The following is a 26,095-nucleotide window of genomic DNA, read 5'->3' as shown; positions in this document are numbered from 1 at the left end:
TACCCATCAAAGTTATTCAAATACCTCTTAAAGTTACTCAAATATATTTTACAGTCATTCAAATATCTATTACAGTTATCCAAATACCTCTTACAGTTATTCAAATATACTTTTTATCCATCAGGATACTCTTTTCCAGATTCATCTTTAAATTCAAAATGCTTCTGTGCTTGAACTAAATTATTAAATATCATTTTTAGAAAAGGCCGGTCAGCAAGCTGGCCGGTGAGAGCGCCGGCACCCAAAAACAGATCAAAGTGGCACGGATTTCGGAATCAATATACTGCTGTTCCGCAGGAAACCCGACAGGCTGAAACAAAGACAGATCCGAAAAAAAAGTAAAAATTGATAAAAAAAGTAAAAGGAACTAAAAAACGCTTACTTTCTGTCAAAGAAAACGTTCTTCCCCTTCACGCTCAAAGGGATCCCTAAAACCACGTCTGCATCCAGCAGGCCCGAGACTCTGGCGGCTGCTCCGACGGTGTACATTACCCGGTTGTCAATGCAGAGGTCTTTTGCCCTGGCAACGGCTGAACCCACAGCAATTCCGAGGTCGGCGTACTTGAACATGCAGTTGGGACCCCTGAATTCTTCTTCTACCTTCTGCTGTGCAAGCATCTCTTTGCAGGTCGAAAAACCGCAGGCTCCGCAGTTAAGGCCTGCAGCCCCGCTGGCTTTAACCCCTATCAGGACCGCAGCTCCGGCATTCCTTAGGTTTCCGGCGTCCCTTTTCAGGAAGGCGAAGCCTTCACCTTTCTCGTCGGCGAGTTTTTCCATGGTAGAGGCAAGGACTTCGATATCTTCTGCTTCTACCAGGGCTGTTACTATATCGTCAACTCCTTTGGCTTTCGGGGCGGTCCTGGCAGCCAGGAGGATGCTTTTTGCGAGCGTTTCGAGTACTTCGGATTCAGGATTCAGGATCATGCACGGATTATTGGGGTTTTTCAGGCTTAAGGGTTTCGTGTTCTGCCTGCTCTTCTTTATTATGGGTACTCGATCCTGAAAAAAGATTAGTTTGTCAGATGAAAAATTAGCTTATCAGGGGATAATAGGTTTATAAGATGATAAATTGGCTTCCGGGATGCTTTTCAACCGAGCACAAATTTCAAAGCTAACAAAATATTTAACGCTATTGAAAATCATGCGGTGATTAAAAAATACAAGGTGTATAAAACATTTTAATTATATTAAATAATTAAGATCGGTTGTGATATATACTCACATGGCATAAGAACAGATGTGAAGATTGAGAGTTTAAGGGTTTCCTCTCAATCTCATGGGGTTGGATCATCGATAGGGCGCCGCGAAATGGGAACAAGGCCCCTATCATATACTTATTCATCACATAACTTGTCCAATAATTTTGGAGCAAGTATCTGTTTTTTCCAAACGTTTTGATCCTAATTAAAGCTTATGAGTGATTTCACTTTGTATTTTTATTACTAACTTTGCATCTTTACTACCAACTTGCCATCGTTATTCGGACCGGACTATTCTTCAATGCCTGTATGTTTTTATTAAAATGTAAAGGATTCCCCGTTTGCAGGAGCATAGGCTTCCACGCCGATTTCCTCTGAGATCCACTGTGCAAAGGCTTCGGTTTTGTCCCCGTGCATTACAAAGACCCTTTCAGTACCCTTTTTGCAGAACTTCTTTACCACCTGTTTCAGTTCGGAGTCTCCGCTGTGGGCGGAAAAGTCGTATTGTTCAAGTTTCGGTTTCAGGGACAGGACATTTCCGTTGTTTTCGACTATCCCGTTTTCCACGGCCATCCTTCCGTTTGTGCCTTCTACCTGGTAGCCGGTAAGCAGGATTTTTGAGTTCGGGTCCTTGTAGAGTTTGCTCAGGTAGTAGAGCACGGGCCCCCCGTTCAGCATGCCGGCGGTGGTGACGATTACTGAGGGCTCTTTAAGGATCTCCGCCCTTTTACTCTGCTTTACATGGGTGGCATTATCGAAGGCCTGGTCAAGGAGTTTGGGGTTTTTCAGGTATTCGGGATATTTTTTGAGGATTTTGTATACATCCTTTCCCATCCCGTCCACATAAGCGTGGATCCCGTGGGCGTCCAGGAGCATGAGGATTTCCTGGGTCCTGCCGATGGCAAAGGCCGGGATAATAGCTGTCCCCCCCATGTCCAGGGTTTCCCAGACGGATTCGATGAAGCGTTCCTCAGTTTCTTTGCGCGGGGTGTGTTCTTCCCCGAAATAGGTACTTTCGAGTATGAGGGTGTCGGCTTTCGGGAACTTTTCAGCCCCCGGGACCAGCCTTGTGGCCTGAAGGCTGAAATCACCCGTGTAAAATAGACTTTCTTCTGCTTCGGATTCCAGGTAAATGCCCGAAGCCCCGGGGATGTGCCCTGCCCCATAGAAACGAGCCCTGTAACCGTGGGTCATGAATTCCGTTCCCGTGTCGGTCTTCTGGATGGAACGAGAGAGCTTTTGCAGGTCGTCAGGGTCAAAGGGGGCCACACCCGAGAGGGTCCTTTCCGCGAGTTTTAGGGTGTCTCTTCCCAGGAGTTCGGTAAACTCCGCAGTCGGCGGGGTCATGAAGACTTCGGGTTTCATGTACATAAGGTTCGGGACTGCCCCGCAGTGGTCCAGGTGCCCGTGAGAGATGAGCACGCTTTTGGGTTCCATACCGTTCTGGGGGTATTCGGGGATATCCCCCGCCTTAATTCCGTAATCGAGCAGGACCTCCTCGTTGACGAGTAAACCCGAACGCCCGACTTCCCTGCATCCGCCTTTAAAACTAAACTCCAGGATTCCAACTCCTTGAAAACTTATTAAGAAAATATTGAACTTTGGTGATAAGCCCTGTGAAATAAAGAAGCATTCCTTTCTGTTTTGGGCTTTTCTACCAGTTGAAAAAAGACTGAATTTTATAAATAAGTATCTGAAAGAAAAAGATTTTATCGGGCTTTTGAAAGCTTCCGGCAATTTTGAACCGGGCTGTTTGCTTTATAATAATTTGAAAGTGCTTGCCAGCCCAAAGATTCTTTTCAATAAGCCAGCAGCTTGCTACCGTTTTACGATTTCTACCGTTTTACGATTTCTACCGTTTTGTCGTTTTTGACTGGTTGGGTGGGTTCAGCAGCTTTCAATAGCTGCCCCGCAGGTTACCTGCCAGTTTTTTATTTTCTTTATGCTGATTTTTGTAACTTTCGCAAGTTCGAAAGGATCGGCTTTTATCAGGTCTTCGACGGTTGAGATCCCTGCTTCCCCGAGTTTTTCCGCCGTAACCTTCCCGACCCCGTTAATTTCCTTGATGGATTTCGGGCGTTCCTTATCGGGGATCTTGTCCTGCTCTTCCTGTTTTGCCTTCTGCCATTCAATAAAATTACACTGGGGGCAGCCAAGGTCCCAGGGGCGTTTTCCATAATTGACTATGCGGAGGTGGTGCAGTCCGTGCACCTTGCAGATCTTATCCGTAACCACGATCTGCCCGCTCCTGGGCAGGGGCAGGGAAAAGGTGCAGTCCGGGTAGTTACTGCAGCCTATGAAACGGCCTCCCCGCTTTGAACGGCGGACCATTATCTCGTTTCCGCAGTCAGGACAGTTGCCGATGATCTTGTCTTCCCGGAGTCCTGCCTGGAGGGATTCCACGATTTTGTCCCGGTTTTTTTCCAGTTCCGAAAAGACCTCTTTTAACATCTCTCTCGATTCCTCAAGGACTTCGGCTTCCGAGATCTTACCTTCGGCAATCCTGTCCATGTTTTCCTCAAGGATCTGGGTCATGTCGGGTTTGGTGATCGTCGGGGAATATTTCTCAAGGGTATCCATGACGGCAAAAGAGGTCTTCGTCGGCTGGACCTGGGTCCCGTGGATATAAGCCCTGGAATAGAGCTTACTGATGATCTCGTGCCTGGTGGCTTTCGTCCCGAGCCCGAGTTCTTCCATCATATTGATCAGGCGCCCCTGCCCGTAGCGTCCCGGGGGCTGGGTCTCCTTGTCGAGCATCTCCTTCTTTGCCACGGTCAGGGCTTCCCCTTCCGAAAGTTCCGGGAGCAGCCTGTCTTCGGGCTTGTTGTAGTCGTAGTACCATCTCCAGCCAGGGACAACAAGCCTTGCCCCGCTTGCCCTGAACTCTTCTTCGTTTATGTCAAGCTTTATGCGCAGGGTCTCCCATTCGCTGGGCTCGGCAAAGGTTGCAAAAAAGCGCCTGACCACCAGTCCGTAGACCTTCCATTCGTCCTCTTTCAGCTCCGATTCCTTTGCAAGGGAAGCCGGGTAAATCGGGGGGTGGTCGGTAGTTTCCTTTTTCCCACGGGTGGGCTTGAGCTCCTTTTTCGCCAGCAGGGCGTTTGCGTACTCTTTAAAGGGCCCTTCCTTGAATATTTCGATCTGGGCCCTGAGGTCCAGGGTTTCGGGATAGACTGTGTTGTCGGTCCTGGGATATGAGATGTACCCGTTTGTATAGAGGGATTCGGCTATACGCATAGCGTTTGAGGGAGTAAGCCCTATTGCGTTTGCAGCGCTGATGAAGCCCGTGGTATTAAACGGAGTAGGGGGCTGGTCGACCCGTTTTCCCCTTTCTATTTCCTGTACGGTTGCCTTTTTTCCAAGTTTTGCAAAGACCCTGTCAGCTTCCTCTTTCTTCAGGAAACGCCGGGTCGCGTGCTGGGCGGGAAAAGTTTCTTTTTTGCCGTTTTCGAGTTCGGCATGGATTTCCCAGTAAGGGGTGGAGACAAAGGCTTCCCTCTCTTTTTCCCTGTCCACGATCAGGGAGAGGGTTGGGGACTGGACCCTGCCTACGGACAGGAACATCCTCCCGAGCCTGCCTGCGGCAAGGGATATGTATCGGGTCAGGGCTGCACCCCAGACCAGGTCGATGACCTGCCTGGAATGCCCGGCGTCGGCGAGGTTGAAGTCCACGGGAGTAGGGTTTGAAAATGCATCTTCAATGGCTTTCGGGGTAATGGCACTGTAGCGGACCCTGTCAAAACCGATGTTAGGGCTCACCTTTTTTATGATATTGAGAGCTTCGACTCCGATCAGTTCCCCTTCCCGGTCATAGTCAGTGGCAATTGTAACCTTTCCGGCTTCTTTCCCGAGCTTTCTCAGGGCGGCCACGATCTTCCTGTTAATGGGAGTCGTTATGATATCGGCACCTATCAGGTCTTTTGCATCGACCTTCTGCCAGTTGTTGTATTCCTTTGGAAAATCGATCCCGACTATGTGTCCGGCAAGCCCGATGACAATAGTTTCCTGCTTATTCTTGCCGGTACCTATTCCGTACTGGTAGGTATCCACTCCGCTGACCCTTTCTTTTTTAGGGCTTTTCGGTGCCAGGATTGCGGCTATCCTCCTCGCCGCGATATTCTTTTCCGTTACGATAAGATGCATTTGAAACTCCAGTATAAATTTTTATATATTTTTTTGCTGAAATGTCAGCGTACCCCGAAATTAATCTCCGTTTGACTGTAGAATGGTTCTTTATTTCTTGAGTTTCCTTCTTGAATATAAATTTTTGGATTGGATTTTATAATAAACTGTTGAACTTTTCCGAGAAAAACCGGGCTCAATAGCCTTCATACATCCAAAATTTATGTGCTGTGCTTCCCTGTGCGTTCTTTCCCTCCATCTCCTCTCCTTCAGCAATAGTCCCTTATCCTTGATTATTCACCCGGTTCTCTTCTCTATCAGCCTGAAAGCGGTTTCAACGGCTTCTTTCGGGTTTTTCGCCCGCTGCGTCCCTTCGATCTTCCACTTTGATTCAAGCACGACCACCGGCTTTCCCATCTTCAGGCCGAGCGAAATTTCCGAGAGAGTCCCGTACTCCCCGCCCACGGCTATCAGGGCGTCCGAAGACTGGGCTATCAGCGCGTTCCTGGCGTGTCCCATCCCGCTCAGGATAGCAACGTCGATCCAGGGATTTGCATCTTCTCTCCGGATTCCTGGAAGGACTCCGAGGGTCGTCCCTCCTTCCTTTTTTGCCCCGCGAGACGCAGCTTCCATAACTCCCCCGAGTCCCCCGCAGAGGAGCAAAGCTCCCTTCCTGGCAATTTCCCTACCCACAGTTTCGGCAAGGGATTCCACTTCCTCGCTGCAGGCGCCTGCCCCGATGACTCCGATCTGTTTTCGGATCCTGGTGACCATAAATAATAACGCTCCTTTACCTGAGTTTGAGAAATTGTTTTTGAGAAATTGTTATATGTAATAGCTCTGGATTCTCACTATTTCACTGCTGTTTTTTGCTTTCGAATAATCCTCTAGAGGTTCGTGGTTCAATTCCAGGAAACTGTGTCCCCAGTTAAATTTTGAAAGGACTTTTTCAGCCTGTTCCTTATGCCCCAGAATATAGAGGGCTGCCGCAAAAGCCTCGGCGGAATTGAGTTTGAAAGGCCTTCCGAAGTTTACCGGGTTTCCCGCAAGCAGGTAGGGAAGAGCCCGGTGCTGGAGGTTCAGCTTTTCCAGTTCCGGAAAGACCCTTTCGACTTCTTCCCAGGAACAGTCAAGCACGATTATTCCCTTTTCCGTGCTGTCAGCCGGAGATATGGCTTTTTCGGCAAAAGGATCCAGGAGAATTGCGGAGCGGGGAAGTTTCGAAACCTTATCGAAAAGGCGGGCAAGCTCGAAGCGGGCCATTTTTTTTCCTGTGCATTTTTTAGGGTTGCACTGTCCTGCGTGGTAGATGTAAAGGGGAATGTCCCGGGGTTTTGCTGGCTGGCTCTTAGTCGGCTGACCTTTTGTCGGCTGACCCATTGTTTTCTGACTCTTTGTTGGCTTCATCAGTGTTCATTTGGAATGTGGGGGGCACGGGTTATATGTTTTGCGCATCCCGAGGCGAGGGTGAAAGCTCCGGGATAGGCACCCTGAAGGATGCTCATTTTGCATTCCAATAGCGTTTTACTGTCGCTCACCAAACTTCCGGAAGAACATGCCCCCTTTTTCCAGGTTTTTGTATCTCGTGCTCCCCTCTATAGCCGTTGAAATATACTCTCAGTCATTTTGATGCAGATTATAGTTATCGGAATATTCTTTTTTTATACATCACGGTGCTTTTTCAGAGTTGGTCTTTAAATTCAAAATTGTACTGTGTTTGAATTTAATTTCCAGTTGCCATTCTCTGGAAAAGCCGGGTGCATCGCTGTGCTCTGAGGCCGATGAGAACGCAGGTGCCTGAAAAGCAGTTCAAAAAGGTTTGTGGGGATAAGTAATGCAGGATTATGTTTCGGGCTAAAAGAAGAATTTTTTTCATTATTTAAAAATGAACCAGTTTATATATAATGATTTATATATATTTATGTATAACACAAATCCAAATCCGGTCGGATGTGGAAAAGTGTGTTAAACAGGTATTTAAGCAGGCGTTTGAACAAAAACCTGTAGATATGACGTAGTAATACATGTTTGAAGAATTTCATTGAAGTATTTCATTGCCGCCTGCGTCATGCCAGGTGCCTGTAACGGTAGAAATGATATCTTTCCAGCCTATCACCTTTTGCAAATAATCGCCTACTGCAAAAGGTTTGTCCCAAAATCGGGGGATTAGCGGGACCGGGTTGTATTACCTTAGTGATTTTCTCACTGCTGCATTGCCTGGCAGAAGGGTGTGTCCGTCTCCGGGAGTGGAGAAGGACAACGTACTCTCTTAGACTCCGGCCTGCCTGCATTGTGCAATTATTTCGGAGAGGGGTCTCGTGTATAGGGGTAGATCAGGGCTTCTTATCCACCTGTACTTGCACCGGGCAGCGGACGGTATCGACGTTGAGGCAGTGAACGGAATTCTGGAGTGAACATAGATGGAAGAAACAACTACTGCAGGCTACGGTACCGGGTATGAAGCCCTGGAGGCACCGTGGTGGTTAGTCATCCTGGAAGGGATTGTCGCCATTATTGTAGGTATATTCCTCCTGTACCAGCCGGGAATTACCACCATCGTACTCCTGAGGATCCTGGCTATCTTCTGGCTTTTGGGTGGAGTTATTTCGATCGTAGGATTGCTGCTTAACAGGGAAAATTGGTTCTGGAAGCTACTATCGGGCGTCCTGAGCATTATTGCCGGAGCCCTGGTCCTGATGTACCCTATTTTCAGCCCCTTTATCGTTCTTACACTATTCGTCATAATTCTCGGAGTATGGGCTGTCATAAGCGGGGCCATCAAAGTTGCCTGGGGCCTTAAAGGAGGAGGTTGGGGAGTGGGAATCCTCGGTATCCTGACTCTTATCCTCGGGATACTCCTGCTTAGCAACCCCGTGGCAGGAACCCTGGCTTTGCCGTGGTTATACGGGCTCTTCCTTGTTGCCGGGGGAATCGGGGCACTTATCATAGGATTCAAGATGCGGGCCTGAAAGGGGAGCTGTAAAGAAGATGCGAATCGGGAGATTTTGCGAATAAGGAGAAGTGAATCAGGAGATTTTACGAATAAGGAGAAGTGAATCAGGAGATTTTACGAATAAAAAAATACAAATAAGGAGTTTTGAACATGGAAAGACCTATCGGTGTTACTATTCTTGCCATTGGGGCTGCCCTTCTTGCAGTGGTCAATGGACTCATAACGCTCCGGTTCCTGGGATTTTTACCCTTCCTTGGACCGCTTGACGTCCGCATTTTCAACCTCTGGTATGCGCTGCTCTACGGGCTGCTGACCTACGTATGGGCGTGGCTTACCGGGATGCTCTGGAATGTGAACCCGCAGGCCTGGCTGTTCCTGGCTGTCATCGTTGTCTTCAACCTATGTATCGATTTTGTGGTGCTTGTCACCGGAGGTACGTGGTATGATATCAACGTTTCAGTCATCTTGAACGGTCTCCTCCTTGTCTACCTCATGCTGCCCGGGGTAAGGAGTGCATTCGGAACGGATTGAAGCGGAACGGATTGAAGCGGAACGGATTGAAAGGGCTGCAAAAGGCTTCTGATGCCCTTTTCTAACTTCATTTTTTGGGGGGTTTCAGGTCAGGTCGGTCAGCCATCATCCAACGGTTAGTCAACGGCTATCCAACCGGCCGGTCAGCAGGATTAGTGGGGCCTTTGCCTCATGGACGGTGAGATAGCACCCTATTGCCCCTTAGCGGAGGCTGTAACATGGAGAGAAAGAGCGTACTTGTCGCACTCACGCTTGCAATGTTCGTGCTCGTTATTGATACGACAATCATGAATGTCTCAATTTCGGCACTTATCAATGACTTCAATACGAACGTAACCACTGTCCAGGGTGCCATTACCCTGTATGCCCTCGTGATGGCGTCCCTGATGATCACAGGGGGAAAGATAGGAGATATCGTCGGGAGAAAACGGGCATTCAGGCTCGGACTGGTTATATACGGGGTGGGTTCGTTCCTGACGGCAATCAGCCCGACAATAGGCGTGCTGTTTATAGGCTGGTCGATCCTTGAAGGGCTCGGGGCAACCCTTGTCATGCCTGCCATCCAGACCCTTGTGACCTCAAACTACAAAGGGGAGGACCGTGCCATTGCCTACGGGATAATAGGGGGGGTCGTTGCAGGCGGAATTGCCCTTGGCCCTATCATAGGAGGCTGGCTGACAACTGCATACACCTGGCGGCTTGCCTTTGCCGGAGAGGTGGTGATCGTGATCATTGTCCTGATGTTAAGCCGCGCCATCCTGGACGCACCTCTCGAAGCCGGAGAAGAACCGAAGCTGGATATAATTGGGTCCATCCTATCCGCACTGGGGATGGGGCTTATTGTTTTTGGCATATTGATGGCAGGGACCTACGGCTGGTGGGAGGCACGCCAGACTTTCACCATAGCAGGGATTGAAATTTCCCCGTTCGGCCTTTCCCCTACCCCGGTATTCATTGCAGCAGGAGCCGTTATCCTGCTTGGATTTGCCGCCTGGGAACGGCATGTCATTAGCAGCGGGGGAATGCCGCTCGTAAGGCTCGACGTGCTCAGGGATCGCAGGGTCACATCGGGAATCCTTACCCAGATGGTCCAGACCCTCCTTTTCGGAGGTTTCCTGTTCAGCATGGCTCTCTTCCTTCAGATCGTCCTGGGCTTGAACGCGATGCAGACAGGCTTTGTCTACCTGCCCCTTTCCATACCGCTTTTAATCGCCTCGCTAACGGCATCTAGGCTCTCCATATTCATTGCTCCGAAACGCATCATCCAGGCAGGATTGGTCATACTTCTTGCAGGGCTTTTCCTGTCCATGGCAACCATTGACGTGGAGGTCAGGGGGCTTGGCCTTATGACCGGCTTTGCCCTTATAGGGATAGGCGGGGGGCTCATAGCGTCCCAGGTAATGAACCTCGTGCTTTCCCAGGTAACTCCCGAAAGGACAAGCGAAACGGCTGCCCTGATGGGCACTTCCCAGAACCTGGGCATGGCAATCGGGACTGCGCTTATGGGCTCTCTCCTGGTCGCAGGCCTGGCAGTAGGAGCCATTACCTTAATCGAAGACAGTACTGCCATTCCGGAAGACCTCAAGCCCGACCTGGTATCCGCGGTAGAAGAGAACGTGCAATTTTTGAGCGACGAGGAACTGCAGGCTGCCCTGGAAGGTGTCCCCCCCGACCTTGCCGAAGAAATCCTGAGGATCAACGAAATCGCCCGCATCCAAGGGATAAGAACGACCTTATTGGGGCTGGTGATCGTCACAATATTCGGGATAATCGTCTCGATCTTCCTGCCGCCTGAAATCCTTGTGCCTAAAAAGGAATAAAACAGGGTTTGAGCTCAGGATATGAGCTCAACTTTTTAATCCGGTTTTTATTTCTGCAATCAATTTTTTAGCTTTCGTTCCGAATGCATTTTTTTCAGTTTTTCATTTCTGTGAGTACTTTCCCAGCTTTTAATTCCCGAAAGCACGTCTCAGTTTTTCATTTCTGCAAGCACTTTCTCAGCCTTTTCCCTTACTTCCGTAAAAATGTCCCTGCCTTTCGAATCAATCCCCACGATAAGGGGGCCGAACTCCTCCACACCCAGGACCCAGACAGCTTCGGGCATCCCCAGGTCAAGCCAGTGGACGGTTTTCACTTCCTTTATCAACTCTGCGGCAAGGGCTGCACAGCCTCCGGTGTAGGCAAGATAGACACATTTGTCTTTCATGGCTTCGGAAACGTTTTTCATTCCGCCTTTGCCGATGACTGCCCGCACGTTGTGGGTTTCCAGGAGTGGAGGGGTCATTTTTGACATCCTGCCGCTGGTTGTGGGGCCTGCTGAGACTACTTGCCACCCCGGCTTTTCTTCCTCCCCTTCTTCTCTTTCTTTTTCCTCTTCGTCTTTTCCTTCCCCTGTTTGCTGCATGAGGGGGCCGCAGTGGTAGATTACCGCTCCTTCAAGGGAGAAAGGAAGGTCTTCTCCGTTTTCTGCAAATTCCAGGATGCGGGCATGGGCTTCGTCCCGGGCTGTCAGGATCTCTCCGGAGATATAGACTACGTCTCCTGCCTCAAGCTTTTTTACGTCTTCCGCGCCAAGAGGGGTCTTCAGGTGCCACTCCATTATTCATCCCCCCCGAATACGATTGAAGCGTGCCGGTTCGCCCAGCACTGGATGTTCAGAGCCACGGGAAGGGAAGCCGTGTGGCAGTGGGCGGTTTTTACGTGGACTGCAAGGGCTGTTGTGCTTCCCCCCAGGCCCATGCACCCGATTCCAAGGGCGTTTACGGCTCCAAGGATTTCCTTTTCAAACTCGCTCATGGGACTGTCAAGGGGTTCCAGGAGAGCTTCTTTTGCAAGCCTGGCAGATTTGTCAAAGGAACCTCCGATCCCTATCCCTAGAGTCAGGGGAGGGCAGGGCATTCCGCCCGCGCTTGTTACTGTTTCGAGCACGAATTTCTTGATGCCTTCCACCTCAGTGGGGTTCAGCATCCGAAGAGCGCTCATGTTTTCCGAACCCGCACCTTTCGGGGCAACCGTGATTTTCAGCTGCTTTCCCGGCACGAGTTTCCAGTTGATGTCCGGGATCCCGTTTCCCGTATTGTCCCCGCTGTTTTTCCGGGTCAGGGGGTCCACGGCGTTGGGGCGGAGCGGAATTTCTCGGGTCGCAAGGGCAGAAGCTTCCCGGATTGCAGCTTCAAGATCAAAACCTGCATGGAACTCGCTTCCGAGTTCCACAAAAAAGATCAGGATACCGGTGTCCTGGCAGATGGGCACGCCGTGGGTTTCGGCAATTTCGATGTTTTTCAGGATTGCCTGGACCTGGGACTTTGCAACCGGGCTTTTCTCACTGGCTTCGGCTTTTCTGATAGCGTTTACAACATCATCGGAAAGTCCGGTTTCCGCTTTTCTGAGAAGGTCCACAAGAGACCGGATAAAAGTTTCACGGCTAGGTTTCGAAGACAAAAAGACCACCATTGTATGGGAGAACGGAATTTTTTACAGTTTTTTCTGTGTCATGAATTTTAGGATTTATGTGAGGGTTAAAAATTTGACCGTTTTTGTTAGCCTTAAGTCTTTCTTGCTTTAAAAAAGAGTGCTCTATTTTGAAAGAGATTGCTTGTTGATTCTAAGTTGGTACATTTTTCACGAGATATGGAGTTACTGAGCCTTGTTTTCATGAAGATTATCAGGTAGAGTAAAAGGTATGATACTCCTCAATAAGACATTAATGAATCCCTTCTTCTATTACAACAGTTGCCTTCCCGTTTTTAATTCCTACATTTGAATTTATTGTAATGACTCCTCTATACTCCCCAAGATCCATCTCACTCGTATCTACTGTACAGGTAACAGTACCTGAGTTTGTGCCACTTTCCGGATTCAGGGTTATCCACCATTGATCGGAACTTACTTCCCATTCAAGGTTTCCTCCACCTTCGTTTAATATCTGGAACTGCTCAGACCCTGGTTGCCCGGTGGTCAATTTAAAAAAAAGTGGAGTATTTCAGGACGTATGGCCAGCATTGGTTTCTTATAAGCGGGCAGAACACTCAGGTTTACTGTGCCCTTTTCGTCTCCTCCATTTGATACTATCTTGAAGGTTGTACTGTACTCATTTGGAAGCAAATTAGTAGCCTCAACTGTAACGGTAACGGTAACGGTTTCTGAATTCGTACCGCTTCTCGGTTCTACTGAAATCCATGAAGGCAAATCAGGATCTACAAGCACCTTCCACTCAAGGACACCGCCTCCTCCATTCGATATGTATAATTCTTTTGAGTCCGATTCCCCTTCAACCAGATCGAAATTGAAGTATAGTGGGTCCGGGTCAACAACCAATATCGGTTCTTCACCTTGCAGTACAAGATATATTGTACCTTCTTTCTCTCCTCCGTTCGATTCTATTGTAATATTTCCTTCGTGTTCTTCCCCTAGACTCAGGTCACCCGCATCAACTGTAACAGTAACAGTTTCCGAATTTGTCCCACTCTCCGGGTCCAGGGTTATCCATGCTTCGTCGGCATGCACTTCCCACTCAAGGATTCCCTCTCCTTCATTCGATATGTAGAATTCCTCGGAGTCCGATTCCCCTTCAACAAGCTCGAAATTAAAGTATATTGGGTCTGGATCAACAGCTAATATCGGTTCTTCTCCAGACAGCACAAGGTATATTGTGCCTTCTTCGTACCCTCCGTTCGATTCTATTGTAATGTTTCCTTCGTATTCTTCCCCTGGATTCAGGCTATCAGTATCCATTGTGACAGTCACAGTTTCCGAATTTGTTCCACTCTCCGGGTCCAGGGTTATCCATGCTTCGTCGGTACGCACTTCCCACTCGAGGATCCCCTCTCCGTCATTTGATATGTAGAATTCCTCGGAGTCCGATTCCCCTTCAACCAGCTCGAAACTAAAGTATAGTGGTTCTGGATCTACAGCCAGTATCGGTTCATCTCCCGGCAGCACAAGGTTTACTGTTCCTTCTTCATCTCCTCCGTTCGATTCTATTGTAATGTTTCCTTCGTACTCTTCCCCCAGGCTCATGTCATCCGTATCAATTGTTACGGTTACAGTTCCAGAATTTGTCCCACTTTCCGGTTCCAGGGTTATCCAGGGCTCATCTGCACTCACTTCCCATTCAAGGATTCCCTCTCCTTCATTCGATATGTAGAATTCCTCAGAGTCCGATACCTCTTCAATCAACTCGAAATTTAAGTACAGAGGATCCGGATCAACAGCCAATATCGGCTCTTCTTCAATACGCTGCAGCACATTCAGGTATACTGTGCTTTCTTCTTCCCCGCCGTTCGACTCTATTGTGATTGTTCCTTCGTATTCTTCCCCCGGGTTCAGTTCCTCCGTATTCACCGTGACAGTCACAGTGGTCGAATTTGTCCCACTCCCCGGGTCCAGGGTTATCCATGGTTTATCGGCACGCACTTCCCACTCGAGGATTCCCTCTCCGTCATTTGATATCTCAAGATCTTCCTCATCCGATTCTCCCTCTCTCAATTCGAAATCAATGGAAAGCGGGTCTACGGCCAGGACCGGTGGCTGACTTTCCACCACAAGTCTCATCGGACACTGTTCTGTTCCTGCATTCGATTCTATTGTAAGGGTTCCTTCATATGTCCCCGCTTCCAGTTCTTCTGTACTGGCTGTAAGGGTTAACGTGTCGGAATTTGTGCCGCTTTCCCGGTTAAGGGATGCCCATGGGCATTCGGGTCCTGAACTTACATCCCATTCCAGGGTACCACTCCCTTCTTTTGAGATCTGTAATTGCCTGGTATCCACTTCTCCCTCTGCCAGATGGAATTCAAATGAATGTGGATATACAAGCATCTCCAGATACCCGTTTTCCACCACAAGCTCAACCTGGCACTCTTCTGTTCCTGCAAGCGACTCTATGGTAATAGTTCCTTCATACGTTCCCTTTTCCATATCTTCTGCATCAACCAAAATGATGACATTGCCCGTATTTGCTCCTCTTTTCGGGCTCAGGGTAATCCATGGCTGATCCGAGCTTGCCGTCCATAACAGAACTCCGGCTCCGGCATTGTATACCTGGAATTGGCCTGAGCCGGATTCCCCTTCGGCAAGGTTGTAGCTCATGTCACCTTCGGATATCGATAGTGAGGGCATGATAAAAAGAGCCGTGGCAGCTAGAATAGGGACCATTATGTATATTGCGATTTTTAGAGGCAGGGGTACATTTTTTAAAGAAAGTACTGCCCTGTACAGAAAAGAAGGTTTTACCCTGAGAGAGTTTTCAAGTACTCCACTCATCTGTTCGATTGCTTTCTCACCAGTTATGTTGCCTTCAAGAATGTCTTTTGTTATTTCATCGGATGCTTCTTTAAAATAGGTGACTTTCCCTTCTTCTGTCAGGTTCTTAAGCTCTTTTTCCAGATTTTTTATTTCTTTTTCAGTCAGATTCCTGGTTTTATTTTTTAAGGCTTTTTTGATTGCTTCTCTTGTAAGCTCCTGACTATACTTTTGCGTTATTTCCTTTGCCAGGTTCTCAACAGGTTCTTTGATTTCTTCGTGGTCTTGATCCCTCCCCATAATCTCCCCTCGCTATCTCAGATTGACCTCCTGCTTAAACTTCCCTTTTTGAATGGCCCTTTTTTAAATGGAGCTTTTTTGTCGGGCAGTTTCCTGGATTTTTTCGCTGCAACTTTCAACGTCTTCAGTCATACATTCGGCTATTGCCTCCAGCATCCCGTCGAATAAAGCAAGCGCTACGAAGTTTTGCGGAAGTTTTTTCCTGATATCCTGCTTGATTTCGTTTGCTTTGTCCTTACAAACTTTCTCAACATTCAGGGCTCGTATTACGTCCAGTTCCGCTTCGGAAAACCCTTCCCTTTCCTCTTTTATTTCATCCAGTATCATGTCGCAGAGCATGTCTCCCCTGTGTTCCAGAATAGGGCATGTCTCCCTTTTTACACGGTCCTTCACCTGATTTTTTGTTGTATCAAAAGCCACTTCTTCCACTACTTCGCCCATATTTTTTACATGAATGGCCCTGATGTTCGGGAGTCCCATCTCAAAACATTCATTCAGCCCGCCAAGTATCCCGTTTCTAACTCCTTCTTCGACCCCTTCTTCGACCCCTTTCATTACGGCAGAGACAATTTCCTCTTTAATCAACTCATAATTATTTTCACACAGCTCCTCAATGTTCTCCCGTATCCTGGTTTCTGCATTTGAATTTTCTTTCTCCCCCATAGCCCTTACCTCTATCAAAATATTGGAGTCTTATTCCTTGAATTTCAAAAAAAAATTAAAAATCCTTTAATTCTTCGAATAAACGTGATCTATTTTTATATCATTTAATATAATAATATCCATTTTTTAGGGTAGCAGAAAAATAGGTCAGGAAAAAAGTAGCTGATTAGCAAAAGGAATATGAAGAAAATATCAATATGTTCCGTTATTGTCTTTTATATTCTCATAGCGAAGCCAGATATAATTCCAAATATTCAAAATAAGATTCCGGTTTCTTTTCCCGAATTACCCGAAGCAGGCGGATACGCTTGCTTGTCAGGATTTTTGCGATATCTTCGGGAGTTCGGGTGATTATTTTTGGTTTCTGTTCCCCGACTTTTCCTGCCTCAGTTTCGCTTTCACCTGGGAAAATAACCACGGATCACGGTAAAAACTGCTGTTATGGCTTTAAGTCCGCTTGAACGCAGCGAAACGGATCTCGTACTGTTGTGGTTTCATCGCGACTAAAAGAAAAATTATAGATTTTTATGATTCCAGGCAGCAACTTGACTTTCGAAGTTCTACAAAAACCGACCCTCATATTCCTTCAATCCAATCGATTTTCCACTTTTGGCCCCTTTCAAAATAGCGGTCTGGGCGTAAAAATGGAATAATGAAAAAAAATTGGTGGGTTTATATAAATTTAACTCAGACAGGGCAGCTGTAATCAGATGTAATTACCTTGTTGTTATTCCCAAAAACCTTTTTTCAATTTGCTTTCAAGGTACCGGCACTCTCACCGGTCATCTTTGACGACCGGCTTTTCCATAAAGTATATTTGGAGGACTAAAGATAGTAGTGGAGTGACCATAATTGCATATGACAACTTTAAAAAATGAAGTAAAAATTATTTTTTCATAATTCAAATTTTGCGTTATACATACGCAAGTTCGCACAAAAAATACCAGGTAGCTATATGCCTTTAAAAAAGGTGGTAAAACCAATGCTGATAAAAAAGTATGAGGTCTGGAAATTTTAAGCATCCTTTTTGAGCCCCTAATCTAAATTTTCAACCGGGTATTATACCTGCTCTGAAAAGGATCCTGAAAACCAAAGAAGTGAAGGCGGAAAAAGAGTTTTCAGGCTCTTTTTCTCCCTTAACTTGATTCAAATTCCTTTTTTTCAGATCCAGAGCCTATTAGCCAGTTTTGAAAAGGGCTACGATATCTTTGAAATCGATCTTCCCGTCTCCGTTGAAATCGAAAAACTCCTCAAGCATGTTTTCTTTGATCCATTTTATGTTGTAGGACATTTCAAGGTCCCTGGAGGAGATTTCTTCATTTCCGGTAAAGTCTTTGTAGCCCTCAACTGTATCCGGGTTCTCCGGGGAATTACCGTAGTCCGGAGTAAGGGCCATTTTGACTTCGATGCTGCCTTCAAGGACGGTAGCTTCTACCGGGTTTCCGGAATCGTCATCCAGGTCCTCCACCGTGATTGTGAGATTTGTTTTCCCAAAAGCTTTTCCGGAAACTGTCAGGTTCCCAAGAATAACGCTTTCAGCTCCTGCCTGGATCATTTCGTCCCCGTCAAAAGCAGTCATGTAAACCGAAGCTGCGGGAAGGCCGGAACTGGCGGTCAGGTTTGCCCACACCGGGAACTCGATTTCCGTTATTTCCGCAATTTCCGGGTCTTCAATGCTGAAGGTCAGGTTGTAGCCTGCAAGTCCTTCGGGGAATTCGTCTGCCACAACCCGAATTTCGGTCCCCTCCCCTTCGATTACGAAAGCAGTCTCAGGGTCAAATGAAAGGACAGTTGAATCAGGCGCGTGTCCGGGTCTGGTTACGAGTCTGGAGCCGGATCTGGAGGCAGAAGTCTCATAATTCACCCGGCTGGTATCAGTCCCTTCTGACCCGACTGTTGCCGGGATCGACGGAGTGGTTCCTGATGGTGTTACCAGGGGTAGATAATCTCCTCCGTTGGCTATTTGCCCTTCGGAATTATACGGAAGCAAAGTATCTCCAAGACCGTCTCCATCGGTGTCGGAACCGGCATAATCCGACCAGTAGTTCCCACCGAAGAAAGACCCTCCGATTATGTTTGTGCCCGGTGTTTTCGTGATATTCCAGATGTTGTTCCCGTCATCATAAACGTTATTGGTGCTGTTGAAGTAGTTGTTGTAGATGAGGTTGCTGTTTGAATTATTGAGGTAGATATTTTCCTTACCTTCTTGGATTTTTTTCTTTCCTGCTACATTGCCGGTCAGTATATTGTAATTGGAGGATTCCAGACAGAAGCTGGACTTGGTTCCGAAATCAGCATTGTTTGCAATGTTGTCTTTCAGAACGTTGTTGTTGGAATCTTTCAGATTGAAAGCAGTAGAGCCGGTATTTACTGTATTATTGTTCACTCTGTTGTTGCTAGAAGATCTCAGATTGACTGCGGGAGAAGCATGACCTACATAGTTATTGCTCACTGTGTTGTTGTTGCTGGAAGACCACAGATTGATTGCGACAGAAGCAGACCTTACATAGTTATTGCTCACTGTGTTATTGTTGCAGGAATCATGCAGAAAAATTGCAGTATCAGCGACGGACATGTAGTTATTGCTTACTATGTTATTACTGGAAAACCTCAGACCTATAGGTTCCCAGCAGGCACCTACTGTAGTATTGCTCACCGTGTTGTTGTGAGAATAATAAAGCACTAAACCGTGATCTCCTGCACCTATACTGTTCCCTATCAGTATGTTGTTGTTGGAATGAAGCATATAAATGCCAAGTTCCATAGCCAAAAAACTGTTATTGATTATCAAGTTGTTGTTTGAATAAGTAATATAGAAGCAATCTGATGCCCCCTCGCAACTGTTATTTCTCACCGTGTTGTTGCTGGAAGATCTCAGAGAGATTCGATAGAATTCATTGTTACTAATGTTGTTATACTGAGCGCCATCAAGGCGTATTCCAGAATAACCTTTTACCACAAAGCCATTTATTGTCACGTTATTTGCAGTTATTTTGAATGTCTGGACGACCGTATCCTCAGGATTTCCCGATTGGGAGGTTATTGTCAGTTCCTTGTTCACATCTATATTTTCCATATAGATGCCGCTGTAAACAAGGATAGTGTCCCCGTCCTTTGCAGCATCCACGGCAGCCTGAATTGAAGTAAAATCTGCTGTCGGTCCGGTACCGTTGTTTACGGTATATATTGCTGCAGGTTCAGGGAGCTCGGCTGGTTTTACCAGGGGCAGATAATCTCCTCCACTGGCTATTTGCCCATCGGAATTATATGGAAGCAGGGTATCTCCCAGGCCGTCTCCATCGGTATCGGCACCTGCATAATCCGACCAGTAGTTCCCCCCGAGGAAAGGCCCTCCGACAATGTTTATGCCTTCTGTTTTCGTGATATTCCAGATGTTGTTTCCGTTGTCGTATACGTTTTTGGTGCTGTTAAAATAATTGTTGTAGATGAGGTTGCTGCTTGAATTAATGAGGTTAATATTCCAACAACCTTCGTCGAGTATTGTTTGTCTTGCTATGTTTCCAGTCAATATGTTATTGTTGGATGATCCCAGATAGAAGCTGCAGCATGCAGAGTAATGCTCATCTTCGACCACAATGTTGTCTTTCAATATGTTGTTGTTGGAGTTACTCAGACTGAAACCATTAAGGCCTTGGGCACTGACTGTATTATTGCTCATTATGCAATAACTGGAAGAACCAATAATGATTCCCTGAGCACTGGAGACATAGTTATTGTTCATCATGGTGTTGTTTGAATGTGACACCATGATCCCTACGTCACCTCCACCCATTGAATTATTGTTCATTGTGTTGTTGCTTGAATATAACAAACTGGTCCCGTCAAATCCAGTTATTGAATTATTGTACATTTTGTTGTTGCAGGAATATTCAAGCAAAAAGGGATGTTCACCATGAATACTGTTCCCTATCAGTATATTGTTGTTGGAATGACGCATAAAAAAGCAAAATTCCATCGCCAAAAAACTGTTATTGCTCAAGAGGTTGTTATTTGAATAAGAAATATCGATGCTATTTAAATAGCCGCAATTATTATTGTGCAATGTGTTGTAGCTGGAAGAGCCTAGCACAATTCCATGCATGCAAGATATTTTGTTATTACTAATGTTGTTATACTGAACGCAATCAAGGATTATTCCCTGATCACCGCCTTCTACCTTAAAGCCATTTATTGTCACATTATTTGCAGTTATATTGAAGATCTTTCCGTACCCACCGGGGGCCTTTACAACAGTATCCTCCGGATTTCCTGATTCTGAGATTATTGTCAGTTCCTTGTTTACATCTATATTTTCCGTATAGGTGCCGCTGTACACAATGATAGTGTCCCCATCCTTTGCAGCATCCACGGCAGCCTGAATTGAAGTAAAATCTGCTCCCTACCCGGCACCGTTGTTCACTGTGATACATTCTGCTGCAGGGGGCTCGGCTGGTTTTACCAGGGGCAGATAATCTCCTCCACTGGCTATTTGCCCATCGGAATTATATGGAAGCAGGGTATCTCCCAGGCCGTCTCCATCGGTATCGGCACCTGCATAATCCGACCAGTAGTTCCCCCCGAGGAAAGGCCCTCCGATAATGTTTGTGCCTGGTGTTTTCGTTATGTTCCAGATGTTGTATCCGTCATCATAAACGTTATTGGTGCTGTTGAAATAGTTATTGTAGATGAGGTTGCTGTTTGAATTATTGAGGTGGATATTCCCCCAACCTTCGTCGAGTTTTGTTCGTCTTGCTATGTTGCCAGTCAGTATGTTGTTGTTGGATGATCCCAGATAGAAGCTGTGAGATCTATCACCGGACACCCACTCCTCGATTACAGTGTTATCTTTCAATATGTTGTTGTTGGAGTTACCCAGAACGAAACCATCACCTCCGCGGGTACTGACTATATTATTGCTCATCATACAATAACTTGAAGAACGCATCCAGATTCCCCAATCACCGGAGACATAGTTATTACTCATCGTGGTGTTGTTTGAAAATGACACTGAGATCCCTGCGTCACCTCCACTTATAGAATTATTGCTCATTGTGTTGTTGCTGGAATAAAACAAACTGGCCCCGTCAAACCCACCTATTGAATTATTGCTCATTTTGTTGTTACAGGAATATTCAAGCAAAAAGGGATGTTCCCCACCAATACTGTTCCCTATCAGTATATTGTTATTGGAGTGTTCCATGAAAAAGCAAAATTCCATAGCCGAAAAACTGTTATTGCTCAAGAGATTGTAGTTTGAATAATTAAGATGGATGCTATTTAAATAGCCGCAATTATTATTGTGCAATGTGTTGTTGCTGGAAGAACCTAGCACAATTCCATGCATGCAAGATATTTTGTTATTACTAATGTTGTTATACTGAACGCCATCAAGGATTATTCCCTGATCACCGTCTTCTACCTTAAAGCCATTTATTGTCACATTATTTGCAGTTATATTGAAGATCTTTCCGTACCCACCGGGGGCCTTTACAACCGTATCCTCCGGCTTTCCTGACTGCGAAATTATTGTCAGTTCCTTGTTTACATCTATATTTTCCGTATAGGTGCCGCTGTACACAATGATGGTGTCCCCGTCCTTTGCAGCATCCACGGCAGCCTGAATTGAAGTAAAATCTGCTCCCTACCCGGCACCGTTGTTTACGGTATATATTGCTGCAGGTGCAGGGGGCTCGGCTGGTTTTACCAGGGGCAGATAATCTCCTCCGTTGGCTATTTTCCCTTCGGAATTATACGGAATCAAAGTGTCTCCAAGGCCGTCTCCGTCGGTATCGGCCCCGGCATAGTCCGACCAGTAGCTCCCGCCGAGGAAAGGTCCTCCAAAAATGTTTGTGCCTGGAGTTTTCGTTATATTCCAGATGTTGTTTCCATCATCATAAACGTTGTTCGTGTTGTTGAAGTAGTTGTCGTAGATGAGGTTATCCATTGATCTATTGAGATAAATGCCAAACTCTTCATTCTGGCTTACCAAGTTGCTGGTCAGCGTGTTGTCGCTGGAGGACCCCACATAGATGCCGTACTCGTTGTTCGATGCGGTGTTATCTGTCAGCGTGTTGTCGCTGGAGTACTCCAGACTGATGCCGTAATTGTAATTCGATGCGGTATTATCTGTTAGCATGTTGTCGCTGGAGTACCACACAAAGATGCCGTTATAGTTATTCGATGCGGTATTGTTTGTCAGCGTGTTGTTGTTGGAAGACCCCACATAGATGCCGAAAGCATTATCCGATACAGTGTTGCCAGTCAGCATGTTGTTGTTGGAGTGCAGACAGATGCCGAAATCATTATCCGATACAATATTGTTAGTAATAATGGACCCCTCAACTCCATTAAGACATATTCCAGCATGTCTATTTTTGGTGGCACCGGTCACAGAAAAGCCACTTATCGTCACATTTTTTCCGATCACATTGAAGACGTGATCATCTGAAACGGCCGCCTTAACAATTGTATCCTCCGGATTTCCTGACTGCGAGATTATTGTCAGTTCCTTGTTCACATCTACGTTCTCTTCATAGGTGCCGCTGTACACAATGATAGTGTCCCCGTCCTTTGCAGCATCCACGGCGGCCTGAATTGAAGTAAAATCTGCTCCCTACCCGGCACCGTTGTTTACGGTATATGTTGCTGCAGGTTCAGGGGGCTCGGCTGGTTTTACCAGGGGTAGATAATCTCCCCAATACGGAAGCAGGGTATCTCCCAGGCCATCTCCGTCGGTATCAGTACCGGCATAATTCGACCAGTAGTTCCCTCCGAGGAACGGCCCTCCGACAATGTTTGTGCCTGCTGTTTTCGTAATATTCCAGCTGTTGTTTCCAGTACTTGGGGTCTTAGTGATATTCCAGCTGTTGTTTCCATCATCACCGGCGTTGAAGATGGCTGAGGTATCAAAATAGTTGTTATAGATGAGGTTGTTGTATGAAGAGTAAATAGCTATTGAGCCTTCATAGGCGCTTATATAGTTATTGACCAACGTGTTATTGTTGCTGGGAGGATAAATATAGATTCCTTCCCAATACCCGTGTATCGAATTATTGTCAAAAGTGTTATTGCTGGAACCGGTAATTATTAAGCCCTGATCACATCCACCTATACTGTTCCCTTTCAGTATGTTGTTGTCGGAATCAATCATACTGAAACCAGTCTCAAAGCCGGAGAATATGTTATTGATTAAAAGGTTGTTGTTTGAATTATACAGGTGGGCCTCCACGTTCGTTGATACACTGTTATTGCTCACCGTGTTGTTTTCGGAAGAACTCAAATCGATTTTGCATCCAGAGAATTCATTGTTACTAATGTTGTTATGCTGAACTCCATAGAGAATTATTCCATCATCATCATCATACCCGACTAACCTGAAACCACTTATTGTTACATTATTCGCAGTTACATTGAAAGCATAGGTATATTCATCTAGGGCCTGAACGACCGTATCTTCCGGATTTCCTGACTGCGAGATTATTGTCAGTTCCTTGTTCACATCTACGTTCTCTTCATAGGTGCCGCTGTACACAATGATAGTGTCCCCGTCCTTTGCAGCATCCACAGCAGCCTGGATGGAGGTATAATCTACTCCCTATCCTGCATTGGTGTTCACAGTGATATCTGCCGCTGAAGCAGTTCCCATGCTTATTAAAAGTAAAGTAACTAAAAAATAAATCCCAATACCTTCTTTACTTCCCATAATATTTACCCCCCTATGAATATATATTGAAAAATTATTCTTTCAAATATGATTAATGAATATATACATATTAAATATAACGAATTTTGTATCAGCAGTTTAAATAAATATTTATAAGTTTTTATAAAAATGAATTATTTTATTATGATTAGTCTGCGTAGTTATGAAAAATTAAAGGTTCCGGATGCTTATGGAAGGGATTCCGAAATATGAGGTTTACCAGAGGCAGGGTTGAGGTCCCTCTCGCTGTCGTTCGGCATTATCAGGGCCTGGCTTTCACGAGGAGAAAAGATGGAAGTACTAAGGTTTGTGGAGTAGGCACAGGAAAAACTGCTTTTTGAGAGTTATATAAATGACTTTTTTTGGGCAAGCAAAGAAAAACGTGAGTGTAAGGCTATGAAAGTTGATCCCGCGGTTTGTGGGGATTTCGCCTTTGGCTTACGGTATTTTCCATTATAGAAAAAAGAACCGCCGGATTTTATCATAAACTTGTCATCAACCTGCTAATTTCACTCAGGTTTAGTTTATTGCTGGGACGAAACGTATCTGGAATAGGCTTTCTATTAATATCCCCCTTGATGAGGGATTATCCTGTGTACCCTTTTCTGGTACTCCCGGTATTCGTCGCCAAACTGGGAGACAAGCCTGCTTTCCCAGTGCAGGGACCCCAGGAACAGGTATATGGTGGTCAAAATGTATATGACGAGCAGGTTAACGGTCATGAAGGGAGTAAGCCAGATAATGATCAGCCCCGTGAGCAGGAAGGGGTCTCTTACCCAACGGTAAATACCCCGGATATCCAGGGGACCGGCTTCGGGAGTCTTCGGGGCAGCAAGCTGTGAGCGCAGTTTGAACCTGTGGGGTGCATCCCGCATAGCTCTGGGGGCAACGATTGCAGCAGTCAACTGTCCCCCGACCATCAGCCAGCGCCATGGTGAAGGTACTATGTAGAGAAACGGCCCCGGATTTTTTATGAGCAGATAGACGAGCGGGGCTATTGTTATAAATGCGATCAGGCTGTACACCGGCATATACAAAGGTTCTGCCCTGGAACCCACGATTCGCACGACGAAGCGTTTGCAAGGCAGGCTTGCCGTAAGGCTGTGAATAACTGCAAATGCCACCAGACAAAAAGCAAGGACAACTGTGGATGAAACCAATTCCAACACTCCCGATTTTTTTGGATAATTCGCATAAGCGTTTATGACGTGATGGGGCTGTCAAACCTTCTGGTGATAATCAATTTTCCAAATGTTCCCACACCAATATCTAAAAATCTCATTTTATAGATCCCCGATAAATATTAGAAGTTCCCGCAATATAAAGCAAACGGCATAAAATAAACAACACAAATCAAAAGACGAAAACAGATACCGCTTTTATCTCTGAAACTCCGTTATCCTACAAGGCGTCGGAGAATGTTAGTCATTGACGAGCAAAGCCTGCTCCAGTTCGGCTGCGCTTCCAAGCTCGGTGATTTCAAACACGCAGTCAGGAGGAAGCTCTATCAGGGCTCATTATAAAGTAAAATAGTGGAAACTTGAAAATGGCGAGAAGTAGTTGTTACACCTTTTCTTTCTTAGAGTTGTTCCTATATTGCAGATAGTCTAAAAATCGCTTAACTGCAAGCGATGCAGATTTTTTATCTCTCATTGCAAGACCAATCTTACGGTACGCCGGAATGTCCAGTTCCTTTATTACAATTCGGTATGGGATACGCTGCAAAATAAGCTCTGGCAAAATACTAATCCCCAATCCACTTTCGACCATTGACATGATGGCATAATCATCCCATGTCGTAAAATGTACTTTTGGTTCAATATTACATTTTTCAAATATTTCCGATATTTCAGCCTTAGCGCCTTTTTCTAAAAGCATGAAAGGGTAATCACATAGCGCCTTTACAGAAAAGCATTCACAGTCGGCCATCGGATGATCTTCCGGCAAAACAACAAGCAGCTTATCCTGCTCCAAAAATATCGTTTCAAACTCCGGGTGTGCAGGAAGCCGGAGGAAGCCGCAATCCACGCGCCCCTCGGAAATCCAGCTTTCAATTTCCGTATAGTCGCCCAACAGAAGCTCATAATCAATATTGGGGTAGTCCTTTTGAAACTCTTTGATTATATTCGGAAGCCAATGGGTCGCTACGCTTGAAAATGTACCAATCCGAATTAGCCCCGATTGCAAGCTGTTCAGTTCGTCCACCTGCGCCTGTAATTTCTGATATTCGTTACATACATTTTGAGCAAACGGCAATAGCTTTAATCCGTCGGAAGTCAGGCGTACACCGGCGCATCCACGTTTAAGAAGCGACACGTAAGTGATATTTATACAACAGCGCCGTCCAGGTTTAAGACGGAGCTCCAGGAAAAAACATATAGAGTA

22 protein-coding genes are annotated in these 26,095 nt (G+C 46.2%); 4 read left to right on the top strand and 18 right to left on the bottom strand.

The window, feature by feature from the left end; genetic code table 11:
- Positions 1–378: 378 nt before the first annotated feature.
- From ACSAZK_RS01945 to ACSAZK_RS01920, 6 genes are all read right to left on the bottom strand, one after another.
- Positions 379–924 carry a ferredoxin domain-containing protein gene (locus tag ACSAZK_RS01945; protein ID WP_440955752.1) on the bottom strand — a complete coding sequence of 182 codons (546 nt, stop codon included), beginning with the start codon at positions 922–924 and terminating at the stop codon, positions 379–381.
- A gap of 593 nt (positions 925–1,517) precedes the next feature.
- Positions 1,518–2,621, bottom strand: a complete 1,104-nt coding sequence (locus ACSAZK_RS01940) for an MBL fold metallo-hydrolase (RefSeq protein ID WP_440955751.1) — start codon at positions 2,619–2,621, stop codon at positions 1,518–1,520.
- Positions 2,622–3,086: 465 nt separating this feature from the next.
- Positions 3,087–5,342 carry a DNA topoisomerase I gene (locus ACSAZK_RS01935; RefSeq protein ID WP_440955750.1) on the bottom strand — a complete coding sequence of 752 codons (2,256 nt, stop codon included), beginning with the start codon at positions 5,340–5,342 and terminating at the stop codon, positions 3,087–3,089.
- Between the two features lie 276 nt (positions 5,343–5,618).
- Positions 5,619–6,095 (bottom strand): TIGR00725 family protein, encoded by a 477-nt coding sequence (locus ACSAZK_RS01930; protein WP_440955749.1) that lies wholly within the window; start codon positions 6,093–6,095, stop codon positions 5,619–5,621.
- 51 nt (positions 6,096–6,146) lie between these two features.
- Positions 6,147–6,701: a DUF367 family protein gene (locus ACSAZK_RS01925; RefSeq protein WP_440955748.1), complete on the bottom strand. Its 555-nt coding sequence runs from the start codon at positions 6,699–6,701 to the stop codon at positions 6,147–6,149.
- 26 nt (positions 6,702–6,727) lie between these two features.
- Positions 6,728–6,859, bottom strand: coding sequence for a hypothetical protein (locus ACSAZK_RS01920; protein ID WP_440955747.1), 132 nt, complete (start codon positions 6,857–6,859; stop codon positions 6,728–6,730).
- Between the two features lie 882 nt (positions 6,860–7,741).
- Here ACSAZK_RS01920 and ACSAZK_RS01915 point away from each other — a divergent pair.
- From ACSAZK_RS01915 to ACSAZK_RS01905, 3 genes are all read left to right on the top strand, one after another.
- The gene (locus ACSAZK_RS01915; RefSeq protein ID WP_440955746.1) at positions 7,742–8,290 is read left to right on the top strand and encodes an HdeD family acid-resistance protein; all 549 of its coding nucleotides are present in this window, start codon (positions 7,742–7,744) and stop codon (positions 8,288–8,290) included.
- A gap of 134 nt (positions 8,291–8,424) precedes the next feature.
- Positions 8,425–8,805: a hypothetical protein gene (locus ACSAZK_RS01910; protein WP_440955745.1), complete on the top strand. Its 381-nt coding sequence runs from the start codon at positions 8,425–8,427 to the stop codon at positions 8,803–8,805.
- A gap of 218 nt (positions 8,806–9,023) precedes the next feature.
- Positions 9,024–10,625, top strand: a complete 1,602-nt coding sequence (locus tag ACSAZK_RS01905; protein WP_440955744.1) for an MFS transporter — start codon at positions 9,024–9,026, stop codon at positions 10,623–10,625.
- Positions 10,626–10,774: 149 nt separating this feature from the next.
- On the opposite strand, the gene ACSAZK_RS01900 is transcribed toward ACSAZK_RS01905, so the two are convergent.
- From ACSAZK_RS01900 to ACSAZK_RS01855, 10 genes are all read right to left on the bottom strand, one after another.
- A complete protein-coding gene (locus tag ACSAZK_RS01900; RefSeq protein WP_440955743.1) occupies positions 10,775–11,404 on the bottom strand; it encodes a FumA C-terminus/TtdB family hydratase beta subunit in 630 nt (209 codons plus the stop codon).
- The gene (locus ACSAZK_RS01895; RefSeq protein WP_440955742.1) at positions 11,404–12,258 is read right to left on the bottom strand and encodes a fumarate hydratase; all 855 of its coding nucleotides are present in this window, start codon (positions 12,256–12,258) and stop codon (positions 11,404–11,406) included. The genes ACSAZK_RS01900 and ACSAZK_RS01895 overlap by 1 nt, the downstream gene beginning before the upstream one ends.
- Before the next feature lie 250 nt (positions 12,259–12,508).
- Positions 12,509–12,766, bottom strand: coding sequence for a BACON domain-containing protein (locus ACSAZK_RS01890; protein ID WP_440955741.1), 258 nt, complete (start codon positions 12,764–12,766; stop codon positions 12,509–12,511).
- Positions 12,763–15,345: a BACON domain-containing protein gene (locus ACSAZK_RS01885; RefSeq protein WP_440955740.1), complete on the bottom strand. Its 2,583-nt coding sequence runs from the start codon at positions 15,343–15,345 to the stop codon at positions 12,763–12,765. Before ACSAZK_RS01885 ends, ACSAZK_RS01890 begins: the two co-directional genes overlap by 4 nt.
- A 63-nt stretch (positions 15,346–15,408) precedes the next feature.
- Positions 15,409–16,008, bottom strand: a complete 600-nt coding sequence (locus ACSAZK_RS01880; RefSeq protein ID WP_440955739.1) for a hypothetical protein — start codon at positions 16,006–16,008, stop codon at positions 15,409–15,411.
- A 223-nt stretch (positions 16,009–16,231) separates the two neighbouring features.
- Positions 16,232–16,426: an HVO_A0114 family putative DNA-binding protein gene (locus ACSAZK_RS01875; protein WP_440955738.1), complete on the bottom strand. Its 195-nt coding sequence runs from the start codon at positions 16,424–16,426 to the stop codon at positions 16,232–16,234.
- 759 nt (positions 16,427–17,185) lie between these two features.
- Positions 17,186–20,377 (bottom strand): NosD domain-containing protein, encoded by a 3,192-nt coding sequence (locus tag ACSAZK_RS01870; protein WP_440955737.1) that lies wholly within the window; start codon positions 20,375–20,377, stop codon positions 17,186–17,188.
- A 30-nt stretch (positions 20,378–20,407) separates the two neighbouring features.
- Entirely contained in the window at positions 20,408–21,619 is a 1,212-nt protein-coding gene (locus tag ACSAZK_RS01865; protein ID WP_440955736.1) for a right-handed parallel beta-helix repeat-containing protein, read from the bottom strand.
- A 30-nt stretch (positions 21,620–21,649) separates the two neighbouring features.
- On the bottom strand, positions 21,650–22,420 hold the full coding sequence (locus ACSAZK_RS01860) for a right-handed parallel beta-helix repeat-containing protein (protein WP_440955735.1): 771 nt from the start codon (positions 22,418–22,420) through the stop codon (positions 21,650–21,652).
- Positions 22,421–22,621: 201 nt separating this feature from the next.
- Positions 22,622–23,572 (bottom strand): right-handed parallel beta-helix repeat-containing protein, encoded by a 951-nt coding sequence (locus ACSAZK_RS01855; protein ID WP_440955734.1) that lies wholly within the window; start codon positions 23,570–23,572, stop codon positions 22,622–22,624.
- A gap of 347 nt (positions 23,573–23,919) precedes the next feature.
- Between ACSAZK_RS01855 and ACSAZK_RS01850 the strand changes: the two genes are divergently transcribed.
- On the top strand, positions 23,920–24,051 hold the full coding sequence (locus ACSAZK_RS01850) for a hypothetical protein (RefSeq protein WP_440955733.1): 132 nt from the start codon (positions 23,920–23,922) through the stop codon (positions 24,049–24,051).
- 222 nt (positions 24,052–24,273) lie between these two features.
- Here ACSAZK_RS01850 and ACSAZK_RS01845 read toward each other — a convergent pair whose 3' ends face one another.
- Both ACSAZK_RS01845 and ACSAZK_RS01840 read right to left on the bottom strand, forming a co-directional pair.
- Positions 24,274–24,870, bottom strand: a complete 597-nt coding sequence (locus ACSAZK_RS01845) for a methyltransferase family protein (RefSeq protein WP_440955732.1) — start codon at positions 24,868–24,870, stop codon at positions 24,274–24,276.
- Positions 24,871–25,273: 403 nt separating this feature from the next.
- Entirely contained in the window at positions 25,274–26,026 is a 753-nt protein-coding gene (locus tag ACSAZK_RS01840) for a LysR substrate-binding domain-containing protein (RefSeq protein WP_440955731.1), read from the bottom strand.
- Between the last annotated feature and the right edge of the window lie 69 nt (positions 26,027–26,095).

Source organism: Methanosarcina sediminis (genome assembly GCF_052056915.1).
GTDB lineage: Archaea > Halobacteriota > Methanosarcinia > Methanosarcinales > Methanosarcinaceae > MTP4.
Note: the sequence above shows the minus strand (reverse complement) of the source record. Positions and strands in the feature narration are given on the sequence as shown.

Excerpts from the sequence above, each read along its gene's own strand:
- ACSAZK_RS01945 (WP_440955752.1), bottom strand. The coding sequence starts at position 924 with ATGATCCTGAATCCTGAATCCGAAGTACTCGAAACGCTCGCAAAAAGC.
- ACSAZK_RS01935 (WP_440955750.1), bottom strand. The coding sequence starts at position 5,342 with ATGCATCTTATCGTAACGGAAAAGAATATCGCGGCGAGGAGGATAGCC.
- ACSAZK_RS01930 (WP_440955749.1), bottom strand. The coding sequence starts at position 6,095 with ATGGTCACCAGGATCCGAAAACAGATCGGAGTCATCGGGGCAGGCGCC.
- ACSAZK_RS01925 (WP_440955748.1), bottom strand. The coding sequence starts at position 6,701 with ATGGGTCAGCCGACAAAAGGTCAGCCGACTAAGAGCCAGCCAGCAAAA.
- ACSAZK_RS01915 (WP_440955746.1), top strand. The coding sequence starts at position 7,742 with ATGGAAGAAACAACTACTGCAGGCTACGGTACCGGGTATGAAGCCCTG.
- ACSAZK_RS01910 (WP_440955745.1), top strand. The coding sequence starts at position 8,425 with ATGGAAAGACCTATCGGTGTTACTATTCTTGCCATTGGGGCTGCCCTT.
- ACSAZK_RS01905 (WP_440955744.1), top strand. The coding sequence starts at position 9,024 with ATGGAGAGAAAGAGCGTACTTGTCGCACTCACGCTTGCAATGTTCGTG.
- ACSAZK_RS01900 (WP_440955743.1), bottom strand. The coding sequence starts at position 11,404 with ATGGAGTGGCACCTGAAGACCCCTCTTGGCGCGGAAGACGTAAAAAAG.
- ACSAZK_RS01895 (WP_440955742.1), bottom strand. The coding sequence starts at position 12,258 with ATGGTGGTCTTTTTGTCTTCGAAACCTAGCCGTGAAACTTTTATCCGG.
- ACSAZK_RS01885 (WP_440955740.1), bottom strand. The coding sequence starts at position 15,345 with ATGGGGAGGGATCAAGACCACGAAGAAATCAAAGAACCTGTTGAGAAC.
- ACSAZK_RS01880 (WP_440955739.1), bottom strand. The coding sequence starts at position 16,008 with ATGGGGGAGAAAGAAAATTCAAATGCAGAAACCAGGATACGGGAGAAC.
- ACSAZK_RS01850 (WP_440955733.1), top strand. The coding sequence starts at position 23,920 with ATGAGGTTTACCAGAGGCAGGGTTGAGGTCCCTCTCGCTGTCGTTCGG.